The 26,923-nt window shown below is 64.9% G+C and carries 24 protein-coding genes; 10 read left to right on the forward strand and 14 right to left on the reverse strand.

The features are described from left to right. Positions 1-4 precede the first annotated feature (4 nt). The 3 genes from ACZ5MJ_RS23780 to ACZ5MJ_RS23790 form a co-directional block, all read right to left on the reverse strand. A complete protein-coding gene (locus ACZ5MJ_RS23780) occupies positions 5-466 on the reverse strand; it encodes a tripartite tricarboxylate transporter TctB family protein (protein WP_464226118.1) in 462 nt (153 codons plus the stop codon). 290 nt (positions 467-756) lie between these two features. Continuing rightward, the gene (locus ACZ5MJ_RS23785) at positions 757-1,773 is read right to left on the reverse strand and encodes a TonB-dependent receptor (RefSeq protein WP_464226119.1); all 1,017 of its coding nucleotides are present in this window, start codon (positions 1,771-1,773) and stop codon (positions 757-759) included. 156 nt (positions 1,774-1,929) lie between these two features. After that, positions 1,930-2,397 carry an ester cyclase gene (locus tag ACZ5MJ_RS23790; protein ID WP_464226587.1) on the reverse strand — a complete coding sequence of 156 codons (468 nt, stop codon included), beginning with the start codon at positions 2,395-2,397 and terminating at the stop codon, positions 1,930-1,932. 370 nt (positions 2,398-2,767) lie between these two features. On the opposite strand from ACZ5MJ_RS23790, the gene ACZ5MJ_RS23795 reads away from it, so the two are divergent. The 4 genes from ACZ5MJ_RS23795 to ACZ5MJ_RS23810 all read left to right on the forward strand — a co-directional run bounded on the left by ACZ5MJ_RS23795 (position 2,768) and on the right by ACZ5MJ_RS23810 (position 9,116). After that, positions 2,768-5,857, forward strand: a complete 3,090-nt coding sequence (locus ACZ5MJ_RS23795) for an acetoacetate--CoA ligase (protein WP_464226120.1) — start codon at positions 2,768-2,770, stop codon at positions 5,855-5,857. A gap of 55 nt (positions 5,858-5,912) precedes the next feature. Further along, entirely contained in the window at positions 5,913-6,689 is a 777-nt protein-coding gene (locus ACZ5MJ_RS23800; RefSeq protein WP_464226121.1) for a 4'-phosphopantetheinyl transferase family protein, read from the forward strand. 525 nt (positions 6,690-7,214) lie between these two features. Then, positions 7,215-8,570 carry an IS1182 family transposase gene (locus ACZ5MJ_RS23805; RefSeq protein ID WP_464219218.1) on the forward strand — a complete coding sequence of 452 codons (1,356 nt, stop codon included), beginning with the start codon at positions 7,215-7,217 and terminating at the stop codon, positions 8,568-8,570. 177 nt (positions 8,571-8,747) lie between these two features. Beyond that, positions 8,748-9,116: a DNA-binding response regulator gene (locus ACZ5MJ_RS23810; RefSeq protein WP_464226122.1), complete on the forward strand. Its 369-nt coding sequence runs from the start codon at positions 8,748-8,750 to the stop codon at positions 9,114-9,116. 32 nt (positions 9,117-9,148) lie between these two features. Here the strand turns inward: ACZ5MJ_RS23810 and ACZ5MJ_RS23815 are convergent, their stop codons facing one another. Together ACZ5MJ_RS23815 and ACZ5MJ_RS23820 are read right to left on the reverse strand one after the other, a co-directional pair. Next, on the reverse strand, positions 9,149-10,459 hold the full coding sequence (locus ACZ5MJ_RS23815; RefSeq protein ID WP_464226123.1) for an MFS transporter: 1,311 nt from the start codon (positions 10,457-10,459) through the stop codon (positions 9,149-9,151). A gap of 263 nt (positions 10,460-10,722) precedes the next feature. After that, positions 10,723-10,920, reverse strand: coding sequence for a hypothetical protein (locus ACZ5MJ_RS23820; RefSeq protein ID WP_464226124.1), 198 nt, complete (start codon positions 10,918-10,920; stop codon positions 10,723-10,725). 478 nt (positions 10,921-11,398) lie between these two features. Between ACZ5MJ_RS23820 and ACZ5MJ_RS23825 the strand changes: the two genes are divergently transcribed. The 4 genes from ACZ5MJ_RS23825 (at position 11,399) to ACZ5MJ_RS23840 (ending at position 17,533) form a co-directional block, all read left to right on the forward strand. Next, positions 11,399-11,683, forward strand: a complete 285-nt coding sequence (locus ACZ5MJ_RS23825) for a hypothetical protein (protein WP_464226125.1) — start codon at positions 11,399-11,401, stop codon at positions 11,681-11,683. 690 nt (positions 11,684-12,373) lie between these two features. Next, the gene (locus ACZ5MJ_RS23830; RefSeq protein WP_464226127.1) at positions 12,374-13,813 is read left to right on the forward strand and encodes a carbohydrate porin; all 1,440 of its coding nucleotides are present in this window, start codon (positions 12,374-12,376) and stop codon (positions 13,811-13,813) included. A gap of 113 nt (positions 13,814-13,926) precedes the next feature. Continuing rightward, positions 13,927-16,689: a magnesium-translocating P-type ATPase gene (mgtA, locus tag ACZ5MJ_RS23835; protein WP_464226128.1), complete on the forward strand. Its 2,763-nt coding sequence runs from the start codon at positions 13,927-13,929 to the stop codon at positions 16,687-16,689. A gap of 121 nt (positions 16,690-16,810) precedes the next feature. Next, positions 16,811-17,533: an MgtC/SapB family protein gene (locus ACZ5MJ_RS23840; RefSeq protein WP_464226130.1), complete on the forward strand. Its 723-nt coding sequence runs from the start codon at positions 16,811-16,813 to the stop codon at positions 17,531-17,533. 71 nt (positions 17,534-17,604) lie between these two features. Here ACZ5MJ_RS23840 and ACZ5MJ_RS23845 read toward each other — a convergent pair whose 3' ends face one another. The 9 genes from ACZ5MJ_RS23845 to ACZ5MJ_RS23885 form a co-directional block, all read right to left on the reverse strand. Next, positions 17,605-18,657, reverse strand: coding sequence for a phosphotransferase family protein (locus ACZ5MJ_RS23845; RefSeq protein ID WP_464226131.1), 1,053 nt, complete (start codon positions 18,655-18,657; stop codon positions 17,605-17,607). Between the two features lie 29 nt (positions 18,658-18,686). Beyond that, on the reverse strand, positions 18,687-19,475 hold the full coding sequence (locus tag ACZ5MJ_RS23850; protein WP_464226132.1) for an SDR family NAD(P)-dependent oxidoreductase: 789 nt from the start codon (positions 19,473-19,475) through the stop codon (positions 18,687-18,689). 36 nt (positions 19,476-19,511) lie between these two features. Beyond that, the gene (locus tag ACZ5MJ_RS23855; protein WP_464226133.1) at positions 19,512-20,981 is read right to left on the reverse strand and encodes an NAD(P)(+) transhydrogenase (Re/Si-specific) subunit beta; all 1,470 of its coding nucleotides are present in this window, start codon (positions 20,979-20,981) and stop codon (positions 19,512-19,514) included. Next, positions 20,981-21,328 carry an NAD(P) transhydrogenase subunit alpha part 2 gene (locus tag ACZ5MJ_RS23860; protein ID WP_464226134.1) on the reverse strand — a complete coding sequence of 116 codons (348 nt, stop codon included), beginning with the start codon at positions 21,326-21,328 and terminating at the stop codon, positions 20,981-20,983. The genes ACZ5MJ_RS23855 and ACZ5MJ_RS23860 overlap by 1 nt, the downstream gene beginning before the upstream one ends. A 22-nt stretch (positions 21,329-21,350) precedes the next feature. Next, complete coding sequence (locus tag ACZ5MJ_RS23865; protein WP_464226135.1) at positions 21,351-22,469, reverse strand: Re/Si-specific NAD(P)(+) transhydrogenase subunit alpha; 1,119 nt, start codon at positions 22,467-22,469, stop codon at positions 21,351-21,353. 103 nt (positions 22,470-22,572) lie between these two features. Beyond that, positions 22,573-23,367 carry a TauD/TfdA dioxygenase family protein gene (locus tag ACZ5MJ_RS23870; RefSeq protein WP_464226588.1) on the reverse strand — a complete coding sequence of 265 codons (795 nt, stop codon included), beginning with the start codon at positions 23,365-23,367 and terminating at the stop codon, positions 22,573-22,575. 34 nt (positions 23,368-23,401) lie between these two features. Next, positions 23,402-24,373 (reverse strand): zinc-binding dehydrogenase, encoded by a 972-nt coding sequence (locus ACZ5MJ_RS23875; RefSeq protein WP_464226137.1) that lies wholly within the window; start codon positions 24,371-24,373, stop codon positions 23,402-23,404. A 61-nt stretch (positions 24,374-24,434) separates the two neighbouring features. Beyond that, a complete protein-coding gene (locus ACZ5MJ_RS23880; protein ID WP_432261867.1) occupies positions 24,435-24,800 on the reverse strand; it encodes a hypothetical protein in 366 nt (121 codons plus the stop codon). After that, positions 24,790-25,251 carry a hypothetical protein gene (locus ACZ5MJ_RS23885; protein WP_432262605.1) on the reverse strand — a complete coding sequence of 154 codons (462 nt, stop codon included), beginning with the start codon at positions 25,249-25,251 and terminating at the stop codon, positions 24,790-24,792. The genes ACZ5MJ_RS23880 and ACZ5MJ_RS23885 overlap by 11 nt, the downstream gene beginning before the upstream one ends. 217 nt (positions 25,252-25,468) lie before the next feature. Between ACZ5MJ_RS23885 and ACZ5MJ_RS23890 the strand changes: the two genes are divergently transcribed. Together ACZ5MJ_RS23890 and ACZ5MJ_RS23895 are read left to right on the forward strand one after the other, a co-directional pair. Next, the gene (locus ACZ5MJ_RS23890; protein WP_432261866.1) at positions 25,469-25,759 is read left to right on the forward strand and encodes a UxaA family hydrolase; all 291 of its coding nucleotides are present in this window, start codon (positions 25,469-25,471) and stop codon (positions 25,757-25,759) included. 5 nt (positions 25,760-25,764) lie between these two features. Then, complete coding sequence (locus ACZ5MJ_RS23895; RefSeq protein ID WP_432261865.1) at positions 25,765-26,919, forward strand: UxaA family hydrolase; 1,155 nt, start codon at positions 25,765-25,767, stop codon at positions 26,917-26,919. Positions 26,920-26,923: the final 4 nt, after the last annotated feature.

The following is a 26,923-nucleotide window of genomic DNA, read 5'->3' on the forward strand; positions in this document are numbered from 1 at the left end:
CTCCTTAACCCGTAATGAATGCCGGCCATACCGGCATCTGCAGATTGATGCCGTACACGAAGGCGCCCATGCTGATCAGCACCAGCACCACGCTGTTGAGCAGCGCACCCTTCCAGCTGAATTCGTGGCTGGCCATTGAGGAGACCAGTACCAGCACGAAGACCGACAGCACCATGCCGAGCGGCTTGAGCAGCAGGCCGAACAGCACCACCGATCCCAGGATCCACAACAGGGTTTTCAGGTCCCAGCGGGACAGGTGGTCTTCCTCGCCCTTGCTCGACAGCGAGCCGATCAGCACCAGCGCACCGAGGACGGCGAGTACCAGGCCGAGCAGAAAGGGGAAATACCCCGGGCCCATCTTGGCGGCGGTTCCCATGGAATAGCCGCGTGCGACCCAGGAAAAGCCCAGACCGACCAGAATGAACATCAGGCCGGAGGCAAAGTCCTGTTGGCTGCGTATGCGCAAAGCGATTCTCCTCACAATCCAGGAAATGCGACGCCGCACTGCGCGCAGCCTCAGGCGCAGAGTGTTCCGGACATGCAGGCGCATACCCGAAGCGATGGATCGAACGTTAGAAAGCCAATCTTTCAGCTGGCTTTCAACGGTCATGGCTTAGGGGTATGTCCCGATATGGCCCCAACGCCAGATGGCACGGCAAGACATCAGGTCATGATGCACATGCGCTCCGCCATGGATGACGCTCATTTCGCCGCACAGAGCATTTCCGGCCGGACTCGATCGGTGTCTGCGGCAGGCTAAAACCGATACCCCAGGCCCAGCACCATCACATCGGTATCCCGGCTATTGGTCGTGACCGTGCGATGCCACGAAAAGCGCGTAGTCCAGGACGGACTGAGGCGATAGCTCGCCGACATGGTAAACAGGCCAAGCGTACGCGTGACGCCGCCACCATCGTCATGGTCCCGAGCGAAATAGGGACCAAAGCCGATGCCAAGCGTCAGATGGTCATTGAAGAATGGCCGCACCAGCCAGGCTTGCGCTGCCAGACCCTGCCGGCGCACGACCCGGGCATCGCCCTCGTTCAGATAGGTGGCCGTGAGGTCTACGTACGGCAGGATGCCGCGCCGGTACTCGGCCGCGTAGGCGACGCCGCTGGGTGAGTCAAAGTTATTGACAATAGTCGTGCCGCCGAACACGGTGAGCTCATTGCGGGTCGTCAGGCTGTTGTACGAAGTCGCAGGCACGACCGGGCCATCCCTGCCCCCCCGGTCAAGCTGGTAGCCCACGCCGATCAGGAAGGTGTTGGTGTCGATGCTGCCGAATGCCTGCGCGCGGTTGTATCGCGCCTGCAGGATCCACGGACCGCCATTGATATACCAGGTACCTGCCGCGCTGATCAGGATGCCCCACCCGTGCTGGTCATTCGCGCCGCCTTCGGCTGTCCTCACGGTGGTATCGAAATAGCGGTACGGACCGACGCCAAGCGAAAAGGCAAAGCGCCGGTCCGCCGACAGCAACCGCCCCCACAACTGCGCGCTGTGGCCGTCGCGATGGTGGTTGGTGACGTGCCCCTCGTTCAGATAAGAGAAGGAGGCGTAGACGTTGTCGGTCAGGTTATGGGCGTACTCGTAAGTGTAGCCATAGGTCTTCTCTCCCAGCGACGGTGTTTGCTGCAGGCCGCCAAGCACATAGAACTCCTGGGCGTGGGCTTCAGGGTGGACGCCCGTCAGCAACGCCGCGCAGACCGCAGCGTACATCAGCTGACGCAGGCCATGCCGATGGGCCAGGCCCGGCACAAGACGATGTTGCATAAGCGGGGCTCCTGATTGCGCATGCCAGGCGCCCATAATGCTGAATTCACTGACGTGCTTCAAGCCCCCGCGGCGCCATTGCAACACCGTTGATGTGGCGCATCATCGTGAAGGCCCACATCGGAAATGCGGGCCTTCTTCATTGATTCAGGAGAATCAGGCGTCGCCATCGACTGCAGTCGCCTTGATCATGCCGAGTTGGGTCAGCGCAGTCACACCGTCGTCCAGGCCGATTTCTTCCACGATCTTGCCGTCGATCACCTTCAGCACCGTGGTGCCGGTGAAATGCATCTTGCGACCAGTCGCGGCGGGCAGACCGCCGATCAGGAAGTCATCGTGAGCCGGACCCGTATGCGTGCCGCCACCTTCCCACTGACCGACGACGTAGTCGCCGTCGGCGATCAGGTCAGCCGTGCCCCAGAAGTTGAGATCGGGGAACGCGGCACGGAAGTCGGTCATGAACGCCTTGATGTCCTCGCGGCCGCGGCGGGGCTCGTGCAGCGAATACTTGAGCAGCATGTTCGGCGCGGCAATCTCGTCGATGACTGCGAGATTGACATGCTTGCCCCAAAACTCCGTGAACCAGCGGCCGACGACGGCCTTGTTGCTCTCTTCCTTGCTCATTTGAAACGTCCTCACAGTTGGTTTCGGAAGGATCATCGAAACCATTCGATGACCTGAGCACCAGAATAGGCATCCGTGCGTCGTCCAACACTCCGATTCTTGCTGCGCAAATCAATTCGATGCTTTGGCGGCAGTGCCGGACTGGGGTCAGCTTGCCCCGGCCCGCAATTCGCCGTCAGCCATGGCACAGAACAGGATAAGCGGAATACCAGAAGCCCCAGCCATATCTATGCCAGCTGGCCAGTCCTTGCTAATGATTTGTAATAATGCGTTCGATCACGCACAGAGCAAACCATCGCCGGCCATTAGTCTGGGTCATCAAAACTCGCCGCTTCCTCGAGCGGGCGTACCGGTCTCCGTGGAGGATCGGATGGATCGTTTTTATCTGTTAGACGCGTCGTTCTGCCCAAGCGGGATCACGGGACGCGCTCCCATTTATAGCCGCACGCCCGAGCGCGCCGCAGCATCGCAAATGACCGCATTTACCGCGGTCCTGCAGGCACACACCGGCCAGTTCTTCCACAATTACGCTGCGCTGCACGAATTCTCGGTACGGGAGTACCGGACGTTCTGGCAATGCTTCCTGCAGTGGTCGCAGGGACTCGCGTGGACCGGCAGCACCGAGCCGGTCTGCGTCGGCGACGAGTGCGAGCATGCATGCTTCTTCCCGCAGGTCCGGCTGAACTACGCGGACAACCTGCTTGGCCTCGCGGTAGCCACGCCTGACACGCCCGCGCTGACCGCCTGTTACGCAGATGGCCGGCGTGTACGCCTGACCCGCGGCGAACTGCGCAATCGGGTAGCGCGTCTCGCGCATGCGCTGTCGGCGTTGGGGCTGCGCGCAGGGGACCACGTGGCTGGTGTGATGCGCAACGACGCCGATGCAGTCGTTGCCGCGCTGGCCGTCACCGCGCTCGGTGCAACGCTCTCGACCGCCGCGGCCGAGATGAGCGTCGAGACGATACTCGATCGCTTCGCGCCGCTGGCGCCGCGGCTGCTGTTCGCGCACACTGCGCAGCGGGCGTTCGACAAGGGCATGGCGCTGGCGGACAACGTCGCCGATCTGGTTGCTGCGTTGCCGTCGCTGCAGGGCGTCGTCCGGCTCGACGACGGAACCTTGCCGGACACTGTCAGGCCGCCGGTCTATGCGCTTGGCGAGCTGATCGACAGTGGCGATGCCGGGCGCTTCGTGTGGCGGCACTTCCCGTTCAACCATCCGCTTTTCGTCATGTTCTCGTCGGGCACTACCGGCAAGCCGAAGTGCATCGTGCACGGCGCCGGCGGCAGCCTGCTTGAGCATCTGAAGGAGCATCGGCTGCACTGCGACCTGCGCCCCGGCGATCGCTTGTACTTTCACACCACCTGCGCGTGGATGATGTGGAACTGGCAGTTGTCGGCGCTTGCATCCGGGGTCGAGATCGTAACGTATGACGGCCCGATCCCGACGGTCGATGGGTTGTGGCGCCTCGTTGCCGACGAGCGCGTCACCGTGTTCGGCACAAGCCCCGCTTACCTGAAGATGTGCGAGGACGCGGGCCTGGTGCCGGGGCAGCGGTTCGATCTCGGCGCACTGCGCGCGATGATGTCGACCGGTGCGGTGCTGTTCGACGCGCAGTTCGAATGGGTGCGAGATCACGTGAAGCCGCTGCCCCTGCAGTCGATCTCCGGCGGCACGGACATTCTCGGCTGCTTTGTGCTGGGAAATCCGAACCTGCCGGTCTATGCCGGGGAAGCCCAATGCAAAAGCCTTGCGCTCGATGTTCAGGCGTGGGAACAGGGTGCCCGCACCAGCGGAATCGGCGAGCTGGTCTGCGCGAACCCGTTTCCGTCACGTCCGCTGGGCTTTTTTGGCGACACGGACGGCAAGGGATTTCACGCTGCCTATTTCAGCAGCAACCCGGGGGTCTGGACGCATGGCGACCGCATCGAATTTTCGCCGGAAGGCACTGCGCGGCTGCATGGCCGTTCCGATGGCGTGCTCAATATTCGCGGCGTCAACGTTGGTCCCGGCGAAATCTATCGTGTGCTGCGCGATATCCCGGACATTCGCGAGGCACTGGTGGTCGAGCAGCGCTCACGCACCGGGCCGCCTGACCGCGCGCACGCGCAAAGGTACGACCAGCGTATCGTGCTGCTATTGGTCTTGCAGGATGGCGTCGCGCTGACTGGTGCGCTGGCCGCCCGGGTGCGCCGCGAGCTCGCCCGTCGCGCGTCGCCAACCCACGTGCCCGACCGGATCATCGCCGTCGATGAGTTGCCCGTCACGCATAACGGCAAGCTGTCCGAAGCGGCCGCGCGCGATGCGGTCAACGGCCTGCCGGTCGGCAACGCCGCGGCGTTGCGCAATCCCGGGTGCCTAGACTTGATCCGGAACCATCCGGCACTGAACCTGGCGGCGCGCGAATTGCCATTCGCCGGCGAGTCCCGCGAACAACTGGAACGTCATTTGCAAGGGCTGTGGGAGAAACTGTTCGATTTCGCACCGATCGGCCGCGACGACAACTTCTTCGAGCTGGGTGGTCATTCGTTGCTCGCCGCGCGGTTGCTCGCCGACGTGCATCAGTCGACCGGGCGCACGATTCCACTCGCGACGCTGCTGGTCGCGCCAACGATCGCGCGCCTTGCCGCGGCGATCGACGAGGCCGCGACGCCGCAGTCGCCGAGCCTCGTGCCCGTGCGCGCCGGCGCCGGGACACCGCTGTTCATCGTGCATGGCGCGAGCGGCTCGGTGATGGAATGCTGGGGGATGGTGTACGCGCTGCGCAGTTCGCGCCCGGTCTATGGACTGCAGGCACAGGGCCTTGATGGCGAGCCGACACAGCTGCGCGTCGAAGATATGGCGGCCAGCTACATCGAACAGGCGCGCACCGTGCAGCCGTGCGGACCGTACGCGCTGGCCGGCTACTCGTTCGGCGGACTGGTCGCATTCGAAATGGCGCAACAGCTGACGCGCGCCGGCGAGCACGTCGAATTCCTGTGCCTGCTCGATACCTATGTGGGCGAGCATTTCCTGCCATGGGGTGCCTGGATGCGGTACTGCTGCAGCTATCTGGGATGGCAGTGGCGCAAGCTGCGCGCGGTGCCTGCGTCGCAGCTCTTCGCTTACCAGAGGCACATGCTCGGGAAGGCGGCCGGTCGCGTGGGGATACGATCCGCGCGCATGACGTCCCGGCCAGACGCCTTCACCGAATCGTTGCCGCCTGCGCTTCGGCGCGTGCGTGAGACGATGGGACTCGCCATGACGGCCTATCGGCCGCGGCCGTATCACGCCGGCCCGATTGCCTATGTGCGCGCGGCGATCCGGCAGGAGCATCGCGGCGACCCGATACCGCTGTGGCGGCGTGTCGCACGCGGCGGCTTGATGATCGCCGAAGTGCCCAGCAGCCATATCGATATGCTCCTCGAGCCGAATCTGCAGGTTGTCGCGGCGGTGCTGGACGACGGCCTGGCAAACGCGTGACCCGGCTGGCGTGTTTCAAGAGGCGCCGCAAGGCGTGAGCGGGGGGTCGGACGCCATGCAGCAGGATTTTGTCACCGCACGGAACGCGCGTCGTACCCTGTCGCTTTTTCTGCCTGAACCGAGCCGCTGCTCGCTGCCGCAAGGCGCCGTGCATGTGTGGGTACTGGATGACGCCCTGGTCGAACCAGTCTGTTCGACGCTCGCCCGCACGCTTTCCCCGGATGAGCGGCAGCGTGCCCAAGCCTACCGGCTCGAAAGGCACCGCAACGGCTTCATTGCCCGGCGGAGCCTGCTCCGCTGGCTGATCGGCTGCTATCTGAACTGCAAACCCGAATCCCTGCGCTTTAGTGTTACGCCGTTCGGCAAGCCAGTCGTGCAGTGGCCGCACGCGGCAAGGATCGCTTTCAATGTTTCCCACACTGACGGGATGACGCTGATCGCCTTCGCCTGGAATTGCCGCATCGGCGTGGACGTGGAGCGGCGCGTTGACGGCCTGGACCTTGGGGGCGTTGGACGCGGGATCTTCTCTCTGGTCGAACAGGAGGCGCTTGACCAGGCGCGACCCGATGCGGCAGCAACCCTGCTCAGCATCTGGACCCGAAAGGAAGCGTTGCTGAAGGCGCTCGGCATGGGACTCTCCGGCGAGCCGAGCACCTATACGACCGAAGGCGATTTGCTGCCCGGCGCGGGCCACTGGTGTGCTTCGCATCATGGCAAGGCGATTTCCGGCTGGACATGTCTCGACCTTGTCGTCGGGCCGGATGTCCGCGCGGCGCTGGCCGTGTCGCTCGAAGATGCCAGCGTCACCCTCCACCGGGCGGCGTCCGGATAGCGGTGTCACTGACAAAATGAGCCGCATGAAGCACCCACCTCGATCGGACAGGCCATGTTGCGCGATAGCCTTCGAACTTCCGGCCCGGGTCGGTCGCGGAACACGTTACGTTACACGTAACACCTCCCCGCAGCTGGCAGTCGCCCGCAAAGGCCGGACTGGTTCGCGTCAACCTCCCGGAAACCCGCGGCAGGCCTGGCTCCCGCGCTTGCGCGCGAGGGCACGGGACGGCCTTGCCGGCGCTGGCATTCCCCTTGCTGGTTCTGGTGCAAGGCGCGGGCCACGAAGCCAGCGCCGGCAAACCGGGGGAAACAAGGATGAACTGGACGAACCGTGGAGCGGCCGCCTGGGAGCAGGTCCTGGGGCGCAGCCGCGAGGCGCATGCCGTGGTGATCGATGACATGCCAGTTTACCGGCACGGAGTCATGCACCTGCTAGGAGTTTGTCGGATTTTCGGGATCTCCAGTCGTCCGGCGGGACGGGTTGGGCGTTGATAAATTCACAGTTCGCTGAGTGAGCCCATAGATGAGTCGTTTCGTGCCCGTTGATCGTCAGACCGACTATCTGTTGCCACCGTCAGTGGAGGACTGGTTGCCGGAAGGTCATCTGGCGCGGTTCGTAGTGGAAGTCATCGAGCAGATGGACCTGTCGGAGCTGAGTGGGGCGTACGCGGGTCGCGGCATGGCGGCGCATCACCCCGAGGTGCTGCTTGGCTTGCTGGTGTACGGGTATGCGACCGGAGTGTCTTCGAGCCGCAAGATTGAGAGAGCGACCTATGACTCGGTGGCGTTCCGCTACATTGCGGCGAACACGCATCCGGACCATGACACGCTGGCCACCTTTCGCAAGCGGTTTGCGAGCCAGTTAGAGAAGCTGTTCGTGCAGGTGCTGCTGATCGCGAAGGAGATGAAGCTGGTCAAGCTGGGCCGGATTGCGCTGGATGGCACCAAGGTGAAGGCGAATGCGAGCAGGCACCGCGCGCTGTCGCACGGGTATATCGGCCGGATCGAAGCGCAGTTGCATGAAGAAGTGCAGCAGTTGATGGCGATGGCCGAGACCGCCGATCGAGAGAGTCTGCCAGATGGGATGGATGTACCGGCGGAGATCGCACGGCGCGAAGCGCGACTGAAGGCGTTGGCCGAAGCGAAGGCGAAGATCGAGGCACGGGCGCAGGAACGGTTCGAGCAAGAGCAGCAGGAGTATGAAGCCAAGGTGGCGCGTCGCGAGGCGCAGCGCAAAGACGGCAAGAAGCCGCGGGGCAAGGACCCGGAGCCGCCGCAAGGCGGTGCCAAGGAACGCGACCAGATCAACCTGACGGACGAAGAGTCGCGCATCATGCCGGTGTCCAGCGGCGGCTTCGAGCAAGGCTACAACGCGCAGGCAGCGGTGGATGTCGAGACGATGTTGATCGTGGGCACCTCAGTGACCCAGCAAAGCAACGACAAGCGCCAGGTCGCACCGATGATCGACGTGCTGGGGGCGCTGCCCGAGCCATTGGGCCAGCCTGAGATTTTGCTGGCGGATGCGGGCTACTTCAGTGCGGCCAACGTCGTCACCTGCGAGGCGGCGGACATCACCCCGCTGATTGCGATCCAGCGCGACGCCCATCATCTGCCGCTGATGGAACGCTTCGCCGACGATCCGGCGCCGCCTGAGAGCACCGATCCAATCGTCAGGATGACACACCGACACAAAACGAAGGCGGGGCGAGCACTGTACGGGCTGCGCAAGAGCACGGTCGAGCCGGTGTTCGGCATCATCAAGCGAGTGATGGGATTCCGGCAGTTCTCGCTGCGCGGACTGTCCAACGTCGCGGCGGAATGGTCGCTGGTGGCGCTCGCGTGGAACATCAAGCGGATGAACGTATTACGGGGTGCATAGGGCCGATCAGCGGGCTTCTTGTGCGGTCAAAAAGCACCCGATTGCCTTCCTCATCCACTCTCAAATACCTTCATCGCGTATCACGACTGCGATGAGCCCGCCAACCGAAGCGAACCCCGTCACGACCTGATGTTTTGAATCACGCTTCACCTCAACTCCGACGAACTCCTAGGCAAAATGCCGGGCATTGGCCGGGTGGAGCTGGTGGAGCCGGACGCGCTGGCGGCACGCAATGCGAGCCTGCCGGCGCCGGCGTTGCTCGTATTCGGCATGCCGCCGGATCTTGCCGACGGCTGGCATTTGCTGCGCCTGGCCAGCCTGGTGCTGAAGCCAAGACGCCTGCTGCTGGTCTCGGACAATATGTGGCAGCGCCTGCCGCCAGGCCTCGACGGCCGCTTTGCGCGCTCCCTGTCCAGGTCCGCATCGCTCGCAACGATCGAACGGGACGTGCGCGCGCTGCTGGGCCTTCCGCCCCCTGCGGAAACCCCGCCCGAACAATACACCGGGCCCGCAGCCTTCCGGCGTCCGTTCCACGTGCTCGCGTAAGCCGCGCTGGCTTGCGCCCAGGTCAGGGGAGACTATGTACGCTCAGCTCCCCGGATCTGGTCCGGCACCTCGGCCTGGACCTCAGGATTGGGTTCGCCGTCCGTGGTGGCAATCAATGCCTTCGGCGTCAGCGGGATCAAGGGCAGGATCAGTGCGTACACCGCGGTCGTCGCGATCACACAGTATGTGAAGCCGTACGTCGGGCTGCTGTTATAGATCCATGACCCCAGGAGATCGCCGGCACGCGCCGAGAGCGCGAGAACGCCATCCACCAGCATCATCAGGGTTCCTTGCAGACCGGGCGGACAGGCCCGCATCGCGAGATCGAAGTATGCTGCCGTGGCGACACCGCCCATCAGCCCGATGGGTACCGCCAGGACAAGCGCGAGATTGGCCGAGTGAATGAATGCCAGCGGAATCATCTGCGGCACGGCGATGATCGTTCCCCACCACAGCAACTTGTTCAGCGCGACTTTCTTGCACAGAAAGCCATACAGCAAGAATGTCGGGATGAACGCGGCGGCAAAGATTCCGTTGTAGTACGAATAAACGGCATCCGATGCATGCAGCTCATTGGTCAGGTAGAACTGCAGCGGCGTGGCCGATCCTGGCGCAAAGTTCCAAAGAAAGCAGATGAGAACCGCTGGATAAACGGCCTTGTGCTTCACCAGCCGCCTGACATTGCCCACGAGATCCGCGCCCCGGGCCTGCGGCTTCTCGTAGATTTGGCCGAACACGGAAACGGGCTTCCAGAGCGCCAGCACGGCAATCGATAAAGCGGCCATCGCCACCAGGAGGAAGGCTTCCTTCGCGGCAAGATGATCGGAGATGTACCCGGAGGCGAACGCTCCCGCAACGACGGGGACGGAGCCGACCACATTCAGCAGAGCGCTCAGGCGCCCTGACATGAACTTCTCCTGGCCCACCAGGGCGATCAACCCCTGATAGGCTGCGGCGATAAATCGGGACGACAGCATTGCCAGCAGCATCCCGATGAGCAGTCCCGCGTATGAGAAGCCCGAGAACGCCATCCAGATGATTGCCACCGCGGTCGCCGGAGCGAAAATCAGGAAGAAGCCGCGGTCGCGCAATCCCAGCGGGTTCCATTGGTCGCGCGCCAGGCCAAAAGCGAACGCGACATACACGGGTATGCCCGTGAGCAGGCGGAATGTCGAGATCTGCGTCGCCGTCGCATGCAACTGGTTCTTGAGTATGTACGACGTCTGGATATCAACCAGGTAGCCGGCCGGCGTTGCCAGAGCGATGAACAGGGTCAGCAAGCCGAAATACAGCAGGGTTCGGTCACTGCCCTCGGAACCATGACGACCAGGAGCGGCCAGCATTTTCGTGGCTTAACGGGAAGACTGGGATTTCGACCTGCGACAACTACCGGACATGGCGTGAGGTCCTGGCACGCGAGCGGTTTCGGGGGATGCGCGGCACCGGCTTCCCGAGAACCGCCCGAGCGGCCGCCTGTAAGCCTGGTTACTGTTAGCGTAGGCGAAAAAACGAGATTTGACGTTCCGAGACCTGCCGCTGGCCGGCCGGGATCGGCTGCGGCATCAACCCGCGATGCAACACATGAAATGCTGTGTGGGCGGTGGGTCTACGCTCGGATCACGATCAGCAGAACGCCAGCCAATACAGCCGGCACCGCGCAAAGCACGCCGAGGAATAACGCGAAGGGCACCGAGCGGCCGTCGAGGGCGTGGGCGATCTGCCCCTGCTGGCGCGGGGCAACCTGGCTCAGGCGGCGCGGTTCGGCGTCGGTTTCGCGGTGCAGGAATTTCATGACTAGTTGCATGGAAGGCTCCGAGACAGGTAAGCGTTCAGGACCTCCGGGCCATGCGCTGGCGGCCCGGGAATACGCTGGTCGGCCACGACCGGACTTCAACCATCAAGCCAGTGCAGGGTCGGTCCTGGTTCGCCCCTGGTAATTCGAGGATGGGGCTGACCTGAGCGTTGGCGTCGTACCTGGATTCTGTACACGCCGCAGCAGAATAGGTACCGACCAGATGACGGAATGCAGCGCGGATGACCCAAAAAGAAGATTGATTCAGACCTGAAACGCCGCATGGGGAGCGGTGACGATCTTTCTGCGCTCGGGGCGATTTAGCGTCTGCCGCCGCCCTCCGACTGGCGGCAGGCGCGCCAGGCGTTCCACTACGCAGCACGGCGCAGACCTGCTAATGTGCATTGAGAAAGGGCCGCTCGTGGCCGCGCTGGCGGCCTCGCCCCGGCGCGCCATCGGCGGTGTCTGCCCGCTTTGCTGTGGAGGTACCATGAATCTGCGCCAACCCCTCCTTGCCGTGTTGCTGACCACCGTCGGCGTTGTCGGGCTCATGCAGGCTCCATTGATCGGGCCGGACCGTTCGGCCATCCGGTCCGACCGTGTCGTCCAGGGTTTGCGAGGTAATGGCGACCCCAATGCAACCTTGTACGCCCGCGTCGGCACCTATCACCGGCGTCACCGCGACAGCAAGCCAACGCCACATCAGGCCCGTCGAAGCGAGTCGGACGTAACAGATATGGCAGCGGCGCAGGCCTCGGCAACCCATCAGGCATGACCCCATTTTCCGGCCGGCGGGCGTCCACCTCGGCAGGCGCCTTCCTTTGCGAGATGCCCTGAAATGCACTATTTCTCAAGAGGCCTTGCCCTGGTGGCACTCGCCACACTCATCTGGCCAGCCACTGTGAGCGCCGCGGCTTCCGACGCCGAGGCACCCCGCGCGCAAAGTCCCAAGCCCGCCGAACCGTATGAAGGCCGGAAGCGGGAGCGGAGAAAAGAGCGGGCCGAGCAGCGCAAGCAGGGACAGGAGCACCCGGAGACTGGGCCACAGGAGGGCAAAACGACTGGACCCTAGCGCAATTGCACGGCGGGAAGTGCCGGAAGTAGTGAGGTGTGGAAAAAAGGCCCCGCGCTAGCCCCGTTCGCCGCGAAAATCATTTGCTCGCTGCGCCGGCCTTTTGCTATGCTTCGCCCCGTCATCACTACGGGTTTTTCCCATGGACAGTTGTTCTGATCGGCCCCGGGCCGAACTCTGAACGGCTAGTCAGTCAAGGCGACGTCTCGCCACTGCCTAGCCGATAACGGCGGGTAGTGGCATCCACGCGGGTTCTCCGCGTGCCATCTCCCGATTTTGTGTTTGCGACCTGCGCCGCGAGGGTAGCGGTGGGCGGCTTTCGTCCGCGCTCAGACCCTTTACCGCCGGTCGCCCGTGCCTACGCGCGCCATAGAAGCGCGCGAGGGAGGTCCCATGACGTTCGTTTCGTGCTTTTCGTTTTTTGTTTCGATGCTGCCCCTCCTGAAGGGCATCCTGGGGTCGCGCCGCGCCTTGGCATCGCTGCTTGCCCTGTTCCTCACCCTCGGCTTCGGGCCGGCACGTGCGCAGGACGCCAGCAGAAATCTCCCCGCCACCGCGCCAGCCGCTGATGCCGGCCAAGCCCTGGCGGGCGAACCGGACCGCTTCGCGATCCATGGCCAGACCACCTACGTCTGGCAGCGCAAGCCGGCATTTGGCGCCGCCTACTCGGGCGACAACAGCCTGGGCCCACGGCGCGACAAGAGCTATTCGTGGACGGCCACGCTGGACCTGGGGGTGCGGCTGTGGCAAGGGGCCGAGTTCCATTTCAATCCGGAAGTGGTCCAGGGCGTTCCGTTTTCCGGCCTGCACGGCCTTGGCGGCCTGTCCAACGGCGAACTGGCCAAAGTGTCGGGGCCCAATCCTACCGTGTTCCGCGCCCGCGCCTTCCTGCGCCAGACCTGGGGCCTGGGCGGTGGCGAGGAGCAGGTGGAGGCGGACTTCAACCAGTTCGCCACCACCGCCAACAAGCGCCGGGTGGTGCTGACCGCAGGTAACGTGCCGGTGCTCGACATCTTCAACGCAGTCGAATACGCGCACGATCCGCGCACGCAATTCCTCAACTGGTCGTTCATGACGCACGGCTCATTCGACTACCCGGCCGACGCCCGCGGCTACAACTGGGGGATCGCGCTGGAGTACTACTACGACGACTGGGCAGTGCGCGCCGGCCGGTTCCTGCAGCCGATCGAATCGAACGGCCTGGCGCTCGACACCCGCTTCCTGGAGCACTACGGTGACATGATCGAACTGGAAAGGCGCTATAAGCTGGCCGGGCAGGAGGGCAAGGCCCGGCTGCTATTCTGGCGCAACAAGGCCAGGATGGGCGCCTTCCGCGATGCCATCGCGTTTGGTAACGTCAACGGCACCACACCGGACGTCGCCGATGTACGCCGCGAGCACGCCAAGGTCGGCGTCGGCCTGAGCTTTGAGCAGAAGGTTGGCGAGGATCTTGGCCTGTTCGCCCGCGCGGACTGGGCGGACGACAAGACCGAGACCTATGCCTTCACGGAGGTCGGCCGCAGCTTTTCGTTCGGCGGCATCCTGAGCGGTCAGTGCTGGGGCCGTCCCCAGGATGCACTGGGCGTCGGTCTGGCGGTCAACATGCTGGGCAGCGCGCACCGGGATTATCTCGCCGCCGGCGGCCTCGGCGCCTTCCTGGGCGACGGCGCGCTGAACTACGGGCAGGAGCGCATCCTGGAAGTGTTTTACAGCTTTCAGCCGGTCAAGCACCTGTGGATCAGCCCCGACTTCCAATACATACAGAACCCAGGCTACAACCGCGATCGCGGACCGGTGAAATTCTACGGCATACGTTTTCACGCGGAATTCTAGACCGCGGCACCAGAAGCCTGCCCCGCCTTTCAAGGCGCCCCAATGAATGCACTCTCTCGCTGCCGTACACTCGTGCGCAGCGGCAACACCTGAACCGATCTCGGAGATTGGTCATGAACTTTCAATTCCTGACGACCTTTTTTGGGGGCTTCCTGCGCTCGCGCCGGGTCGCCCACCATTTCCGCCGCCTGGCGCTGTTCGAATCGCTGGGCGAGCCCGGCCCGTCGCGGGCCATGCCCGAGCACCTGACGCACGACCTGAAGCGGGCGGCCAGGGACGACGTGGCCGCCGTGCTGGTGCGCCTGCATTCGCACGAAGACGGCCTGACCAGCCCCGAGGCGGAAGAGCGCCTGAAGCGCTTTGGCCCCAACGAGGTCGATCACGAAAAGCCGCTGCCGGCGTGGCTGCACCTGTGGCATTCGTACCGGAACCCCTTCAATCTGCTGCTGACGGTTCTGGCCGTGATTTCCTACCTCACGGAAGACATCAAGGCTACCCTCGTCATCGGCACGATGGTGATCCTGTCGACCCTGATCCGCTTCGTGCAGGAGCGCCGCTCGAACCAGGCCGCCGACGCCCTGAAGGCCATGGTCAGCACCACGGCCACCGTGGTGCGGCGCGACCTGGCGGCCGCGGTTGCGGAAACCAGCGCGCAATACTTCAATGTGCAATTGCACTCCAGGCCACCGGCCAAGATGGAAGTACCGCTGCGCGACCTGGTGCCAGGCGAAATCGTGGCGCTGTCGGCTGGCGACATGATCCCCGCCGATTGCCGCATCCTCTCCGCCAAGGATCTGTTCGTCAGCCAGGCGGCCATGACGGGTGAATCGCTGCCGGTGGAGAAGTTCGCCGAGCGGCGCGGCCATACCGAAAGCCCGCTGGATCTCACCAATATCGCCTTCATGGGCACCAACGTGGTGTCCGGCGCAGCCACCGCGGTGGTGCTGGAGACCGGCAACCGGACGTATTTCGGCACGCTGGCGGCCCGGGTGACGGCCGCCGGGCCCGCGGTCACCGCGTTTCAGGCGGGCGTGAACCAGGTGAGCTGGCTGCTGATCCGCTTCGCCCTGGTGATGGTCCCGATCGTACTGCTGGTCAACGGCTTCACCAAGCACGACTGGATGGAGGCCTTCCTCTTTGCCTTGTCCGTGGCCGTGGGCCTGACCCCGGAAATGCTGCCGATGATCGTTACCTCGACGCTGGCCAAGGGCGCGGTGCTGCTGTCGCGCCGCAAGGTCATCGTCAAGCGGCTGGACGCGATCCAGAACTTCGGCGCCATGAACGTGCTGTGCACTGACAAGACCGGCACGCTGACGCAGGACAAGATCGTGCTGGAGCGCCACACCGATGTACTTGGCCATGGCTCCGACGACGTGCTCAAGCATGCCTACCTGAACAGCTATTTCCAGACCGGCCTCAAGAACCTGCTGGACCGCGCGGTGCTGGAGCATGCCGAGCTGCAGAAAGAGCTGATGCCGGTGCGGGACTACCGCAAGGTGGACGAGATCCCGTTCGACTTCCAGCGCCGCCGCATGTCGGTGGTGGTGTCCGAACGGGAAGACCACAACGAGCTGATCTGCAAGGGCGCCGTCGAGGAAATCCTGAGTGCCTGCACGCGCGTGCAGGTCAAGGGCGAGGTCTTGCCGCTCGACGATGCGCTGCTGGCGCAGGTGCGGCAGGTGACGCACGACCTCAATGAGGAGGGCCTGCGCGTGGTGGCTGTGGCCATGAAGGAAACGCCGCCAGGGCTGGCCACTTACGGCGTGGCCGACGAGAGCGACCTGACCCTGGTCGGCTACATCGCCTTTCTCGATCCGCCCAAGGAATCCACCGCCCCCGCCTTGCAGGCGCTGGCGACGCACGGCGTCACGGTCAAGGTCCTCACCGGGGACAATGAACTGGTGACCGCGAAGATCTGCCGGGAGGTCGGGCTGGCCATCGACGGCGTGCTGCTGGGGCCTGAGGTCGAGAAGTTGGATGCCGCCGCGCTCGCGCAGGCGGTCGAGACGCACAACGTGTTCGCGCGCCTGTCGCCGCTGCACAAGGAGCGCCTGGTGCACGCCCTGCGCGCCAACGGCCACATTGTCGGCTTCATGGGCGACGGCATCAACGACGCCCCCGCGCTGCGCGCGGCCGACATCGGCATCTCGGTGGACAGTGCGGTGGACATCGCCAAGGAAGCGGCCGACATCATCCTGCTGGAAAAGAGCCTGATGGTGCTGGAGCAAGGCGTGATCGAAGGGCGGCGCACCTTCTGCAACATGCTCAAGTACATCCGCATGACGGCCAGCTCCAACTTCGGCAACGTCTTCTCCGTGCTGGTGGCGAGCGCCTTCCTGCCGTTCCTGCCGATGCTGCCGCTGCAACTGCTGGTGCAGAACCTGCTGTATGACATCTCGCAGATCGCGATTCCTTTCGACAGCGTCGACGATGAACTGGTGGCGAAGCCGCTCAAGTGGAATCCCGGCGATATCGGGCGCTTCATGGTCTTCTTCGGCCCGATCAGCTCGATCTTCGATATCACCACCTTTCTGGTCATGTGGTTCGCATTTGGCGCCGATACCGTGGGCAAGCAGTCCTTGTTCCAGTCCGGCTGGTTCGTGGTGGGCTTGCTGACGCAGACGCTGATCGTGCATATGATCCGCACCCCCAAGCTGCCCTTTGTCGAAAGCCGCGCGGCCGCGCCGCTGCTCGTGATGACCGGCCTGGTCATGGCCATCGGGGTGTTCCTGCCGATGGGAGCGCTGGCCGGGTACTTCAAGCTGCAGGCCCTGCCGCTCACGTACTTCCCCTGGATGGCCGGCATCGTGCTGGGCTATGCGTTGCTGACCACGGCGATGAAGCGGGTCTACATCCGCCGTTTCGGCTGGCAGTAAGCCGTACCTGCGGTCGGATCGGCACTCGGTCGCGCGGCCGGGCGTCATGACCGCTGCGTGACACAATCGTGCCATTGTTGGCAGGTAAAAGGGGCCGTTCTGGTCCCGCCCCATATCAGCTATGACCCTTCAAGCCTTCCAGAACATCAATCTCGTTTCGTTGCTCGATACCGGCATCAGCCTGACCACGGCATTCGTGCTGGGTGCGGTGATCGGTTACGAGCGGCAATACCGGCAGCGCACCGCTGGCCTGCGGACCAACGTCCTGGTGGCGGTGGGCGCGGCCATCTTCGTGGACATGGCCAACCGGCTGGCGGGCCACGATGGCGCCGTGCGCGTGGTGGCGTATGTGGTTTCGGGGATCGGCTTTCTCGGCGCCGGTGTGATCATGCGGGAAGAAGGCAACGTGCGGGGGCTCAACACCGCGGCCACGCTGTGGGGCTCGGCCGCGGTAGGCGCCAGCGCCGGCGCAGACCTGATCCTGGAGGCTACGCTCGGCTGCCTGTTCGTGCTGGCGTCCAACACGCTGCTGCGTCCGCTGGTCAACCGCATCAACCAGCAGCCCATCGATACGCCCGCGGTGGAAGTCACCAATACCGTGTACGTCATTGCACCGCGGCTACGCCAGAAAGAAGCGTTGCGGTTGCTGGAGGATGCCCTGGAGGCGGGCAACCATCCGACCCGCGATCTGGTCGTCCATGCCTTCGGCGATCAGGACGTTGAAATCGAGGCGGTGCTGATGTCGACGTCCGTCGATGGCGATCAGCTCGACACCATCGTGGCGCAACTGGCCGAATCCGACGCAATCGGCCAGGCCTTCTGGAGCCCGAGCACGACGGAGTAAGTCAGCTGCCCGGCCGCGCGCATGAGTGTTGCCGTCCGCAGGTCCGGCTGATGCCGGATCGCGCGCCGGCGCTAGCGCGCTGCCGCACGGTAGCGCATGGCAAAACGCCACCCTATCTCGGCCAGGGGCAGCGCCTTCCTGCCGGTTTCCATGGCATCCGCCGCGGCAGCGTTGCCGCTCCTGGCACGCTGCCCAATGCCATGCATGATCGCAGCCAGCCGGAAGAAGTTGTAAGCGAGATAAAAGTCCCAGTGATCGAGCGCATGCCCGCGCCTGGTCTCGCCGTACCAGCGCAGATAGGTCGCCTCGTCCGGAATGCCCAGCGCCTGCAGGTCGAGCCCGCCGATGCCGCGCCACAGGCTGGCCGGAATATGCCAGCTCATGCAGTGGTAGGCCAGGTCCGCGAGCGGGTGGCCAAGCGTGGACAGTTCCCAGTCGAGCACGCCGATCACGCGCGGTTCGGTGGGATGAAAGACAAGGTTGTCCATGCGGTAGTCGCCATGCACCACGCTGGTCTGCTCCGAGTCCGGGACGTGCTGCGGCAGCCATTCGGCCAGCGCCGCCAGCGCCCGGTTGTCGTCCATGCCGGCGTCGCGGCACTGGCCAGTCCAGCGGGCTACCTGGCGCGCCACGTAGCCGCCGCTCCTGCCATAGTCCGCCAGGCCGGCGGCGCGGTAGTCCACGCAGTGCAAGGCGCCGATCACCCGGTTCATCTCGCGGTAGATCGCGGTGCGCTGCTGCGGGGACTGGTCCGGCAGGGCCTGGTCATAGATGACGCGGCCCTGCAGGAACCCCATCAGATAGAAGGGGGTGCCAAGGATCGCGGTGTCCTCGCTGTACAGGTAGACCGGGGGCACTGGCACCTCGCTGTCGCGCAGTGCGTGCATGACGTGGTACTCGCGGTCGATGGCATGGGCAGACGACAGCAATTGCCCCGGCGGCTTGGTGCGCAGCACGTATTGCTGCGCGCCGCAGGCCAGGCGGTAAGTGGGATTGGACTGGCCGCCGGCCAGGCGCTCCAGAGTCAGTTCTGGCCGATCGATCAGGCCTTCCGCGTGCAGCAGCGCTGCAAGGGCGGCGCTGTCGAAGGCCGAAGCGGTGGGGACTGCAAGGTCTGATGGCATCGGATCGCTCTCCTCGGTTGTGGGCCGGCTCAGAGCGAGCTGACCGCGTGGCCGCCGTCCACGGGCAGTACCGTACCGGTCATGTAGTCGGACGCATCCGAGGCCAGCAGCAGCAGCGCGCCATCGAGCTGTCCAGGCTTGCCAAGCCGGCGCTGCGGAATGCGCCCGATCATGGCCCGGCCGCTCTCGGTCTCGAAAAAGCTGCGGTTGATGTCGGTCTCGAAGTAGCCCGGCGCCAGCGCGTTGACGCGGATCCCGTGCCGCGCCCATTCCAGCGCCAGCGAGCGTGTCAGGTGGATCAGGCCCGCCTTCGCCGCGGTGTAGGCAGGAACCTGCTGCGCCACGCGCAGGCCGAGAATCGATGCGATATTGACGATGCTGCCGCCGCTGCCGGCCTCGCGCATCATCCGCGCCGCGCACTGCGCCACGCGCCAGGCGCCGTTCAGGTTGGTGTCGATCACGCCTTGCCAGGCGGCTTCCTCTACCTCCATGGCTGGCCCGGTGGTGGCGATGCCGGCGCTGTTGACGACGACCTGGACCGGCCCGAGTTGCCGCCGCACTGCCTCGAACGCGGCACCGACCGACGCGGGGTCCCTCACGTCGAGCGCAACGACGCAGCCTTGCCTACCCTGTGTGCGCAGTGCCGCCAGCACGGCCTCACCTTCAGCCACGCGCCGCCCCGCCAGTGCCACCTTGCAGCCGGCGCGCGCCAGCGTTTGCGCAAAATGCAGGCCCAGGCCGCCAAAAGCCCCGGTCACCAGCGCTACCTTGCCCTCCAGATCCGCAAACAGGCCGGGGTGGCGTTCTTGCTGCTTCATTGCTTGTCTCCTCTGTCGTGCTGCGGACGGTGCGGCTCAGGCGGCCTTGAGCATGTCTTCGACCACTTTCTTGGCGTCGCCGAACACCATCATGGTCTTGTCCAGGTAGAACAGCTCGTTGTCCAGCCCGGCGTAGCCGGCGGCCATCGAACGCTTGTTGACGATGATGGTCTTGGCCTTGTAGGCCTCCAGGATCGGCATGCCGGCGATCGGCGACTTGGGGTCGGTCTTGGCCGCCGGGTTGACCACATCGTTGGCGCCCAGCACCAGCACCACGTCCGCCTGGCCGAACTCGCTGTTGATGTCTTCCATCTCGAAGACCTGGTCGTATGGCACCTCGGCCTCGGCCAGCAGCACGTTCATATGGCCGGGCATGCGGCCCGCCACCGGGTGGATCGCGTATTTCACGGTCACGCCCTTTTCCGTGAGCGCTTCGGTCAGTTCCTTGAGTGCGTGTTGGGCGCGCGCCACCGCCAGGCCGTAGCCCGGGACGATGATCACGGTCTCGGCATTGCCCATCAGGAAGGCGGCGTCATCGGCCGAACCCGCTTTCACGTTGCGCTGCGCCTGCCCTGCCGGCCCGGCCGCGGCCGCGGCGTCGCTGCCGAAGCCGCCCAGGATCACGTTGAAGAACGAGCGGTTCATCGCGCGGCACATGATGTACGAGAGGATGGCACCGGACGAACCCACCAGCGAGCCCGCGATGATCAGCATCGGGTTGTTCAGCGAGAAGCCGATGCCCGCCGCCGCCCAGCCCGAGTACGAGTTCAGCATCGACACCACCACCGGCATGTCGGCGCCGCCGATCGGGACGATGATCAGCACGCCCAGCACGAAGGCGATCGCCAGCATGATCAGGAACGGCAGCCAGTCCTGCGACAGGAAGAAGATGACGCCGAAACCCACCATCGCCACCGCCAGCAGCAGGTTCAGCCAGTGCTGGCCGGCGAACACCACCGGTGCGCCCTGGAACAGGCGGAACTTGTAGCGCCCGGCCAGCTTGCCGAAGGCGATCACCGAGCCCGAGAAGGTGATGGCGCCGACAAAGCAGCCGATAAAGAGCTCGATGCGGTTGCCCAGCGGGATCAGGTGCGAGCCTGCCGGCGTGATGCCGAAGGCAGCCGGCTCGGCCACCGCGGCCACTGCGATGAACACCGCCGCGAGGCCGATCAGCGAGTGCATCGCCGCCACCAGTTCCGGCATCTTGGTCATCTCGACCTTTTTCGCCACATAGGCGCCGATACCGCCACCCACCACCAGTGCGGCCAGGATCAGTGCCACGCCGGTGCCTGGCGCGGACGAGTCCGCGCCGCCGGAAAGCAGTTCGTTCTTCAGCTTGAAGATCAGCGCCACCGTCGTAAGCGTCGCCACCAGCATGCCGGCCATGCCGAAGGTGTTGCCGCGCCGCGCCGTAGTCGGGTGTGACAGCCCCTTGAGCGCCTGGATAAAGCACACCGACGCGCCCAGGTAGGACAGCGTCACCATATTCATGGACAGGCCGTTCATTACGCCACCTCCGCCAGTTTGCCGCCGGGCTGCCCCTTGGCTTCGGGCTGCGCCTTGGGCGCCTTCTTCCTGAACATCTCCAGCATGCGCTGGGTGACCAGGAAGCCGCCGAACACATTGACCGCGGCCAGCGCCACCGCCAGCGTGCCCATCACGCGCCCGACGCTACCTTCGGTCAGGCCAGCGGCGAGCATGGCGCCGACGATGATGATGGCCGAGATCGCATTGGTCACCGCCATCAGCGGCGTATGCAGCGCGGGGGTGACCGTCCAGACCACGTGGTAGCCCACGTAGATCGCCAGTACGAAGATGATCAGGTTGATCACCGTGTGGTTAACCATTTCCATCGATATCTCCTTGATTGCCCGCTCAGCTCGCCAACGCCAGTTCCTCGCGCCGCGTCATCAGGCAGGCCGCGACGATGTCGTCTTCAAGGTTCAGCGCGAACTGGCCGTCCTTGTCGACGACCAGCTTGAGGAAATCCAGCACGTTGCGGGCGTAGAGTGCCGAGGCGTCGGCCGCGACCATGCTGGCCAGGTTGGTGTGCCCGATGATGATGACGCCGTTGTGGTTGACCACCTCGTCGGCCACCGTCAGCGGGCAGTTGCCGCCCTGCGCTGCGGCCAGGTCCACCACCACCGAGCCCGGCTTCATCTGCGCCACGGTCGCTTCCTGCAGCAGCACCGGCGCCTTGCGGCCCGGGATCAGCGCGGTCGTGATGACGATGTCGGCCTGGGTCGCGCGCTGGTGCACCAGCTCGGCCTGGCGCTTCATCCAGTCCGGCGGCATCGGGCGGGCATAGCCGCCCACGCCCTGGGCGATCTCGCGCTCTTCGTCGGTGAGGAACGGCACGTCGAGGAACTTGCCGCCCAGCGATTCGATCTGCTCCTTGACCGCGGGGCGCACGTCGGAGGCTTCGATCACCGCGCCCAGCCGCTTGGCCGTGGCAATGGCCTGCAGGCCCGCCACGCCCGCGCCCAGGATCAGCACGCGCGCAGCCTTGACGGTGCCGGCGGCGGTCATCAGCATCGGCATGAAGCGCTGGTAGTGGTGCGCGGCCACCAGCACGGCCTTGTAGCCGGCGATGTTGGCCTGCGACGACAGCACGTCCATGCTCTGCGCGCGCGTGGTGCGCGGCGCGGCTTCGAGCGCGAAGGCGGTAATGTTCGCTGCGGACATGCGCGCGTTGTTCTCGGCATCGAAGGGATTGAGCATGCCGACCAGTACGGTGCCTGGCTTCATCTGCGCGAGTTCGGTGGCGTCCGGTGCGCGCACCTTGAGCACCAGTTGCGCACCGAATGCCTCGGCGGCGCTGGCGATGGTGGCGCCGACCGCCTCATACGCGCTGTCGGTCTGGCTGGCACGCAGGCCGGCGCCACTCTGCAATATGACCTGGTGGCCTTGGGCCACGTATTTCTTCACGGTCTCCGGCGTTGCGGCGACGCGCGCCTCCCCCGCCCGCGTCTCAGTCGGGATCCCTATCTGCATTGCAATCTCCGTTTGGTCCCGTGCGCAATCCGGACGGGCATCCTTGGTGCCGGGCGCCCCATGCCGGATCAACGGCAAGGGGCACCGGTAGTGGCGGTACCACTCAGCGGGGTACTTCCCCTTCCAGCGTGACGCGGTTCAGTACCCGCTCGGCATTGCCGTAATCGTGCACGGCGTAGTGCATGGTGCAGCGGTTATCCCACATCACCACATCGCCCTCCTGCCACATATGGCGGTAGACGTTGTCCGGCGACACCGAGTGCGCATACAGGAAGTCGAGCAGCGGGCGGCTCTCAGCTTCGGTCATGCCTTCGATGCACTGCGCGGTGTCGGGGTGGCCGACATAAAGCGCCTTGCGTCCGGTCTCAGGGTGCGTGCGCACGATCGGATGCACGGCCGTCGGCACTTTGTCCGAACCGGTCATCCTGGCCAGCCGCGCGCCCGAGAAACGCGCCCGCAGCCCCTCGATCATGCGCTGCATCGCCGGCGACAGGCGGTCGTAGGAGACGTACTGGTTGCACCACATGGTGTCGCCGCCAATGGGGATGGTGACCGCCGAGAGGATCGATATCTTCGGTGGCACCTCGGTATAGATCGAGTCCGAATGCCAGGCCTCGGTCGAGGCGGTTTCCTTGGGGATCCTGGTGACCTGCGCCAGTTCCGGGAACTCGGTCAGGCCCTTGAGCAGCGGGTTGCCCTGCACCGGCTTGCCCCAGCGCCGGGCAAACGCAACCTGCGCGGCCGGCTGCAGATGCTGGCCGCGGAACACCAGCACGCCATGCGCCAGGAAGGCCCGGTGCAGGATCTCGAAGCTGGCGTCGTCGAGCGGCTGGTTCAGGTCGACACCGGTCACGGCTGCAGCCACGGAGCCGGTCAGCGGCTTGATCTGGATTGTCATCATGTCTCCTCTTTTCTATGCCTTATCCATGCATTCAGTCGACCAGCAACACGATCTTGCCGACGTGCTGGTCTTGCTTCATGTACGCATGCGCGGCGCCGATGTCGGTCATGGCAAAGGTCCGGTCGATCGGCAGGCGCACGCGACCCGCGCGCAAGAACGGCAGCATGTCGCGCGCGCAGGCCTGGATGCACTCCAGCCGCTCCTGTTCCGTGCGGGTGCGGAAGGTCACGCCGATGAGCTGCAGGCGCTTGAGCCAGAGCTGCGCCAGGTCGATCTGGGCGGTCGCCGAACCCAGCCGCGCGATGTTCACCAGGCGGCCCTTGATTGCCAGGCTTTTCATATTGGCCTCGAACACCGGGCCACCGACGGTATCGATGATGATGTCGACACCCTTGTTGTCGGTGGCACGCATGACCGCCTCGACCTGGTCGTCCCGCGAGGCGTCGATGCCGACATCCACGCCGAACTGGCTGATCTTGTCCAGCTTGGCCGCCGAGCGCGACGACGCGATCACGGGCCGGGCGCCCATCAGCGAGGCGATCTGGATCGCCGCCATCGCCACGCCGCCCGAAGCGCCATTGACCAGCACCGACTCGCCCGCCACCAGCCGGCCGTTGGTGACCAGTGCGTCATGCGCGGTGATAAAGACATTGGGGAACGCCGCGGCATCGATCCACGACAGGCCGTCCGGCACCGGGATCAGCGCCATCGGGTCGGCCACCACGTACTCGGCCTGGCAGCCGCGGCCATGGCCCATCACGCGGTCGCCCTTGCGCCAGCCGCTTACGCCCTCGCCGACTTCCGCGATCTCACCGGCAAATTCAACGCCGGTGGTAATCGTGTTGCCCGAGCGCAGTTCGGCGGCCTGGTTGATCTCGCCACGGTTCAGGCCGGCAGCGCGCACCCTCACCAGCACCTGCCCCGCTGCCGCCGCCGGCACGGGAATATCCTGCACTTCGACCTTGCCGCCCTCGGGGCCCGGCACTACGCGGACTGCCTTCACTGCTGTCTCCTTTTCCTGTCTCTCGACGTGTCTCTTGCCGTGTCTGTTGCAAATACCTGGTCTACGCGCTGCCCAGCGCCGTCGCACGGATCAGCGACAGCAGCTCCAGCGCCCGTTCGGCGGCAGCTTCCCCACCCGGATGGTTGCCGCGTACAAATGGCGCCCGCGTGTCCTCGATGGCGGCCAGCGCGTGCAGTGGCTGCTCCGCCGCCACCGCCAGCCGCCGGAATTCATTGACCGTCAGCAGGTAGGTGTGGAACACGTCAGCCTGCGGCGACGTCGCGCCGTGCTTGTGCAGCAGCGCGTTCAGCCAGTGCGTGCCTGCCAGCATCGCGCCTTCGATGGTCATCTCATAGTCAGCCCCGGTGCACTTGCGCACCGAGGCCTCGATGCTGCGCGCCATCGCCATGTGCTGTTCAATGTCCATGCCGGTCTCCCTCCAGGCGGGCTTCCAGCAAGTCCAGGCAGCGACGCAGCGCGGCGTCGCACCCCCGCGCAATCTCGGCCGTTGGTGCCAGCCCCTCGCGCAGGCAGGGATCGCGGTAATGCTCGATGTGCTCCATCGCTTCCATCATCTCGGCGATATCGGCAGGCACCGGCCCCTCCACTTTCGGGCGGCCCACATGCAATACGTCGCCCAGCGGCCGGAACGCCGGCCTCAGGCCGCCATCGGGCTGCGGCACCAGGTAGACGCCTGGCTGCGTCGGGAACCGGTCGTCGTCCAGCGTGACGCCCGCCATGTGCAGTGCTGCATTGACGGCATGGGTGCCGGCGGTCATGCCTGCCCAGAACCACAGGCCGAAATCCTCGAGCGGATCGAGGCGTGCGCGCAGGGCCTGCAGCTTCGTGATTTTTTCCTTGTGTGACATGACGTTCATGTCTGCCTTCTCCGTTGATTCACTGCGTCGATGCTCCGGCGCAGACAACATCGCCGTTGTCATGACGATAGACAGCGGCCGGGCCGATGTCAATAAACTTCTATATAGGACTTCTACCGCAGGAGTAGTGGTTTTCGCTGAGTCAACCCATTTATCCTTGACTATATGGCGGCCGACTCTCTACATTGGATCCCAATACCTATACAGGAGTTTGTCAATGCCCCGAGCCATCGTACTGAACCCGGCCGACAACGTGGCCACCCTGCTGGACGCCGGCCAGGCTGGCGACGCCTGCGCGCTGGAAGGCGAGCGACAAGGCCGCCTGGTGCTGCTGCAAGACGTGCCGTTCGGCCACAAGATCTGCATCGCCGACACGATCGAGGGAGAAACCATCCTGAAGTACGGCCAGGTCATCGGCCGCGCCAGCCGCGCGGTCCGGGCCGGCGAACACATGCACGTTCACAACATCGAGTCGGCGCGTGCCCGCGGCGACCTGAAAAAGGGGTAATGCAGATGACAACAACCTTCCTCGGATACCCGCGCGAGAACGGCGCGGTCGGTGTACGCAACTGGGTCGCGGTGGTTTCCGTGATGGACAACTGCAATCCGGTCACCCGCACCATTGCCCGCACCGTGGGCGGCTGCATTCCGGTCACGACGCTGTTCGTGCGCGGACAATTCGGCGCCGACCTGGATTTCGCGTTCGAGTCGCTGGCCGGCCTGGGCCGCAATCCCAATATCGCCGCGGTGCTGCTGGTAGGCCTGGAAGAGTCGTCGACAGAAGAGGTCGCACGCCGCATCCGCGCCACCGGCAAGCCGGTTGAACGCGTGCACCTGCAGCCCGACGGCACGGTCGCGTGCATTGCCGAAGGCACGCGCAAGGCCAGCCGGCTGTCGCTGGCCGCGTCGAAGGCGCGCCGCGTGCCGTGCCCGGTGTCATCGCTGGTGATCGGCGTCGAGTGCGGCGGTTCGGACACCACCTCCGGGCTCAGCTGCAACCCGGTGATCGGCCGCATGGCGGACATGGTGGTCGCCGGTGGCGGCACCGTGATCATTTCCGAGACCTCGGAATTCATCGGCGCCGAGCACCTGTTCGCCGAGCGCGCGGTCGATGGGCGGGTGCGCGAGGCCTTCGTCACGGCGGTACGCAATATGGAAAACCTGGCGATCTCGCGCGGCGTCGACATGCGCGATGACCAGCCTTCGCCCGACAACAAGCGCGGCGGCCTGACCACGGTCGAGGAAAAGGCGCTGGGCGCCATGGCCAAGGCCGGCACCAGCCCGCTGGTGGGCGTGTTGCGCTACGGCGAGGCGCCGCAGAAGAAGGGGCTGCATTTCATGGACGCGCCGGCCGCGGCAGTGGAAAATCTCACTGCGCTGGCTGCCGGCGGATGCCAGCTCACCTTTTTCGGCACGGGGGTGGGCAATCCGATCGGCAGCATGGTCGCACCGACCGTCAAGGTGTGTGGCAACGTCAATACCCTGCACACCATGGCCGACAACATTGACTTCGACGTCAGCGGAGTCCTGCAGAACGGGGACAAGATCTCCGACCTCGGCGAGCAGCTGTTTGGCTATGCGATGGACGTCGCATCCGGCACGCGGCTGACCAGCGAGGTGCTCGATATCCGGGAGACCGCGGTCAGTCGATTCGCACTGAGCCTCTGAACAA

The sequence above is a fragment of the Cupriavidus sp. LA-1 genome (genome assembly GCF_055385985.1).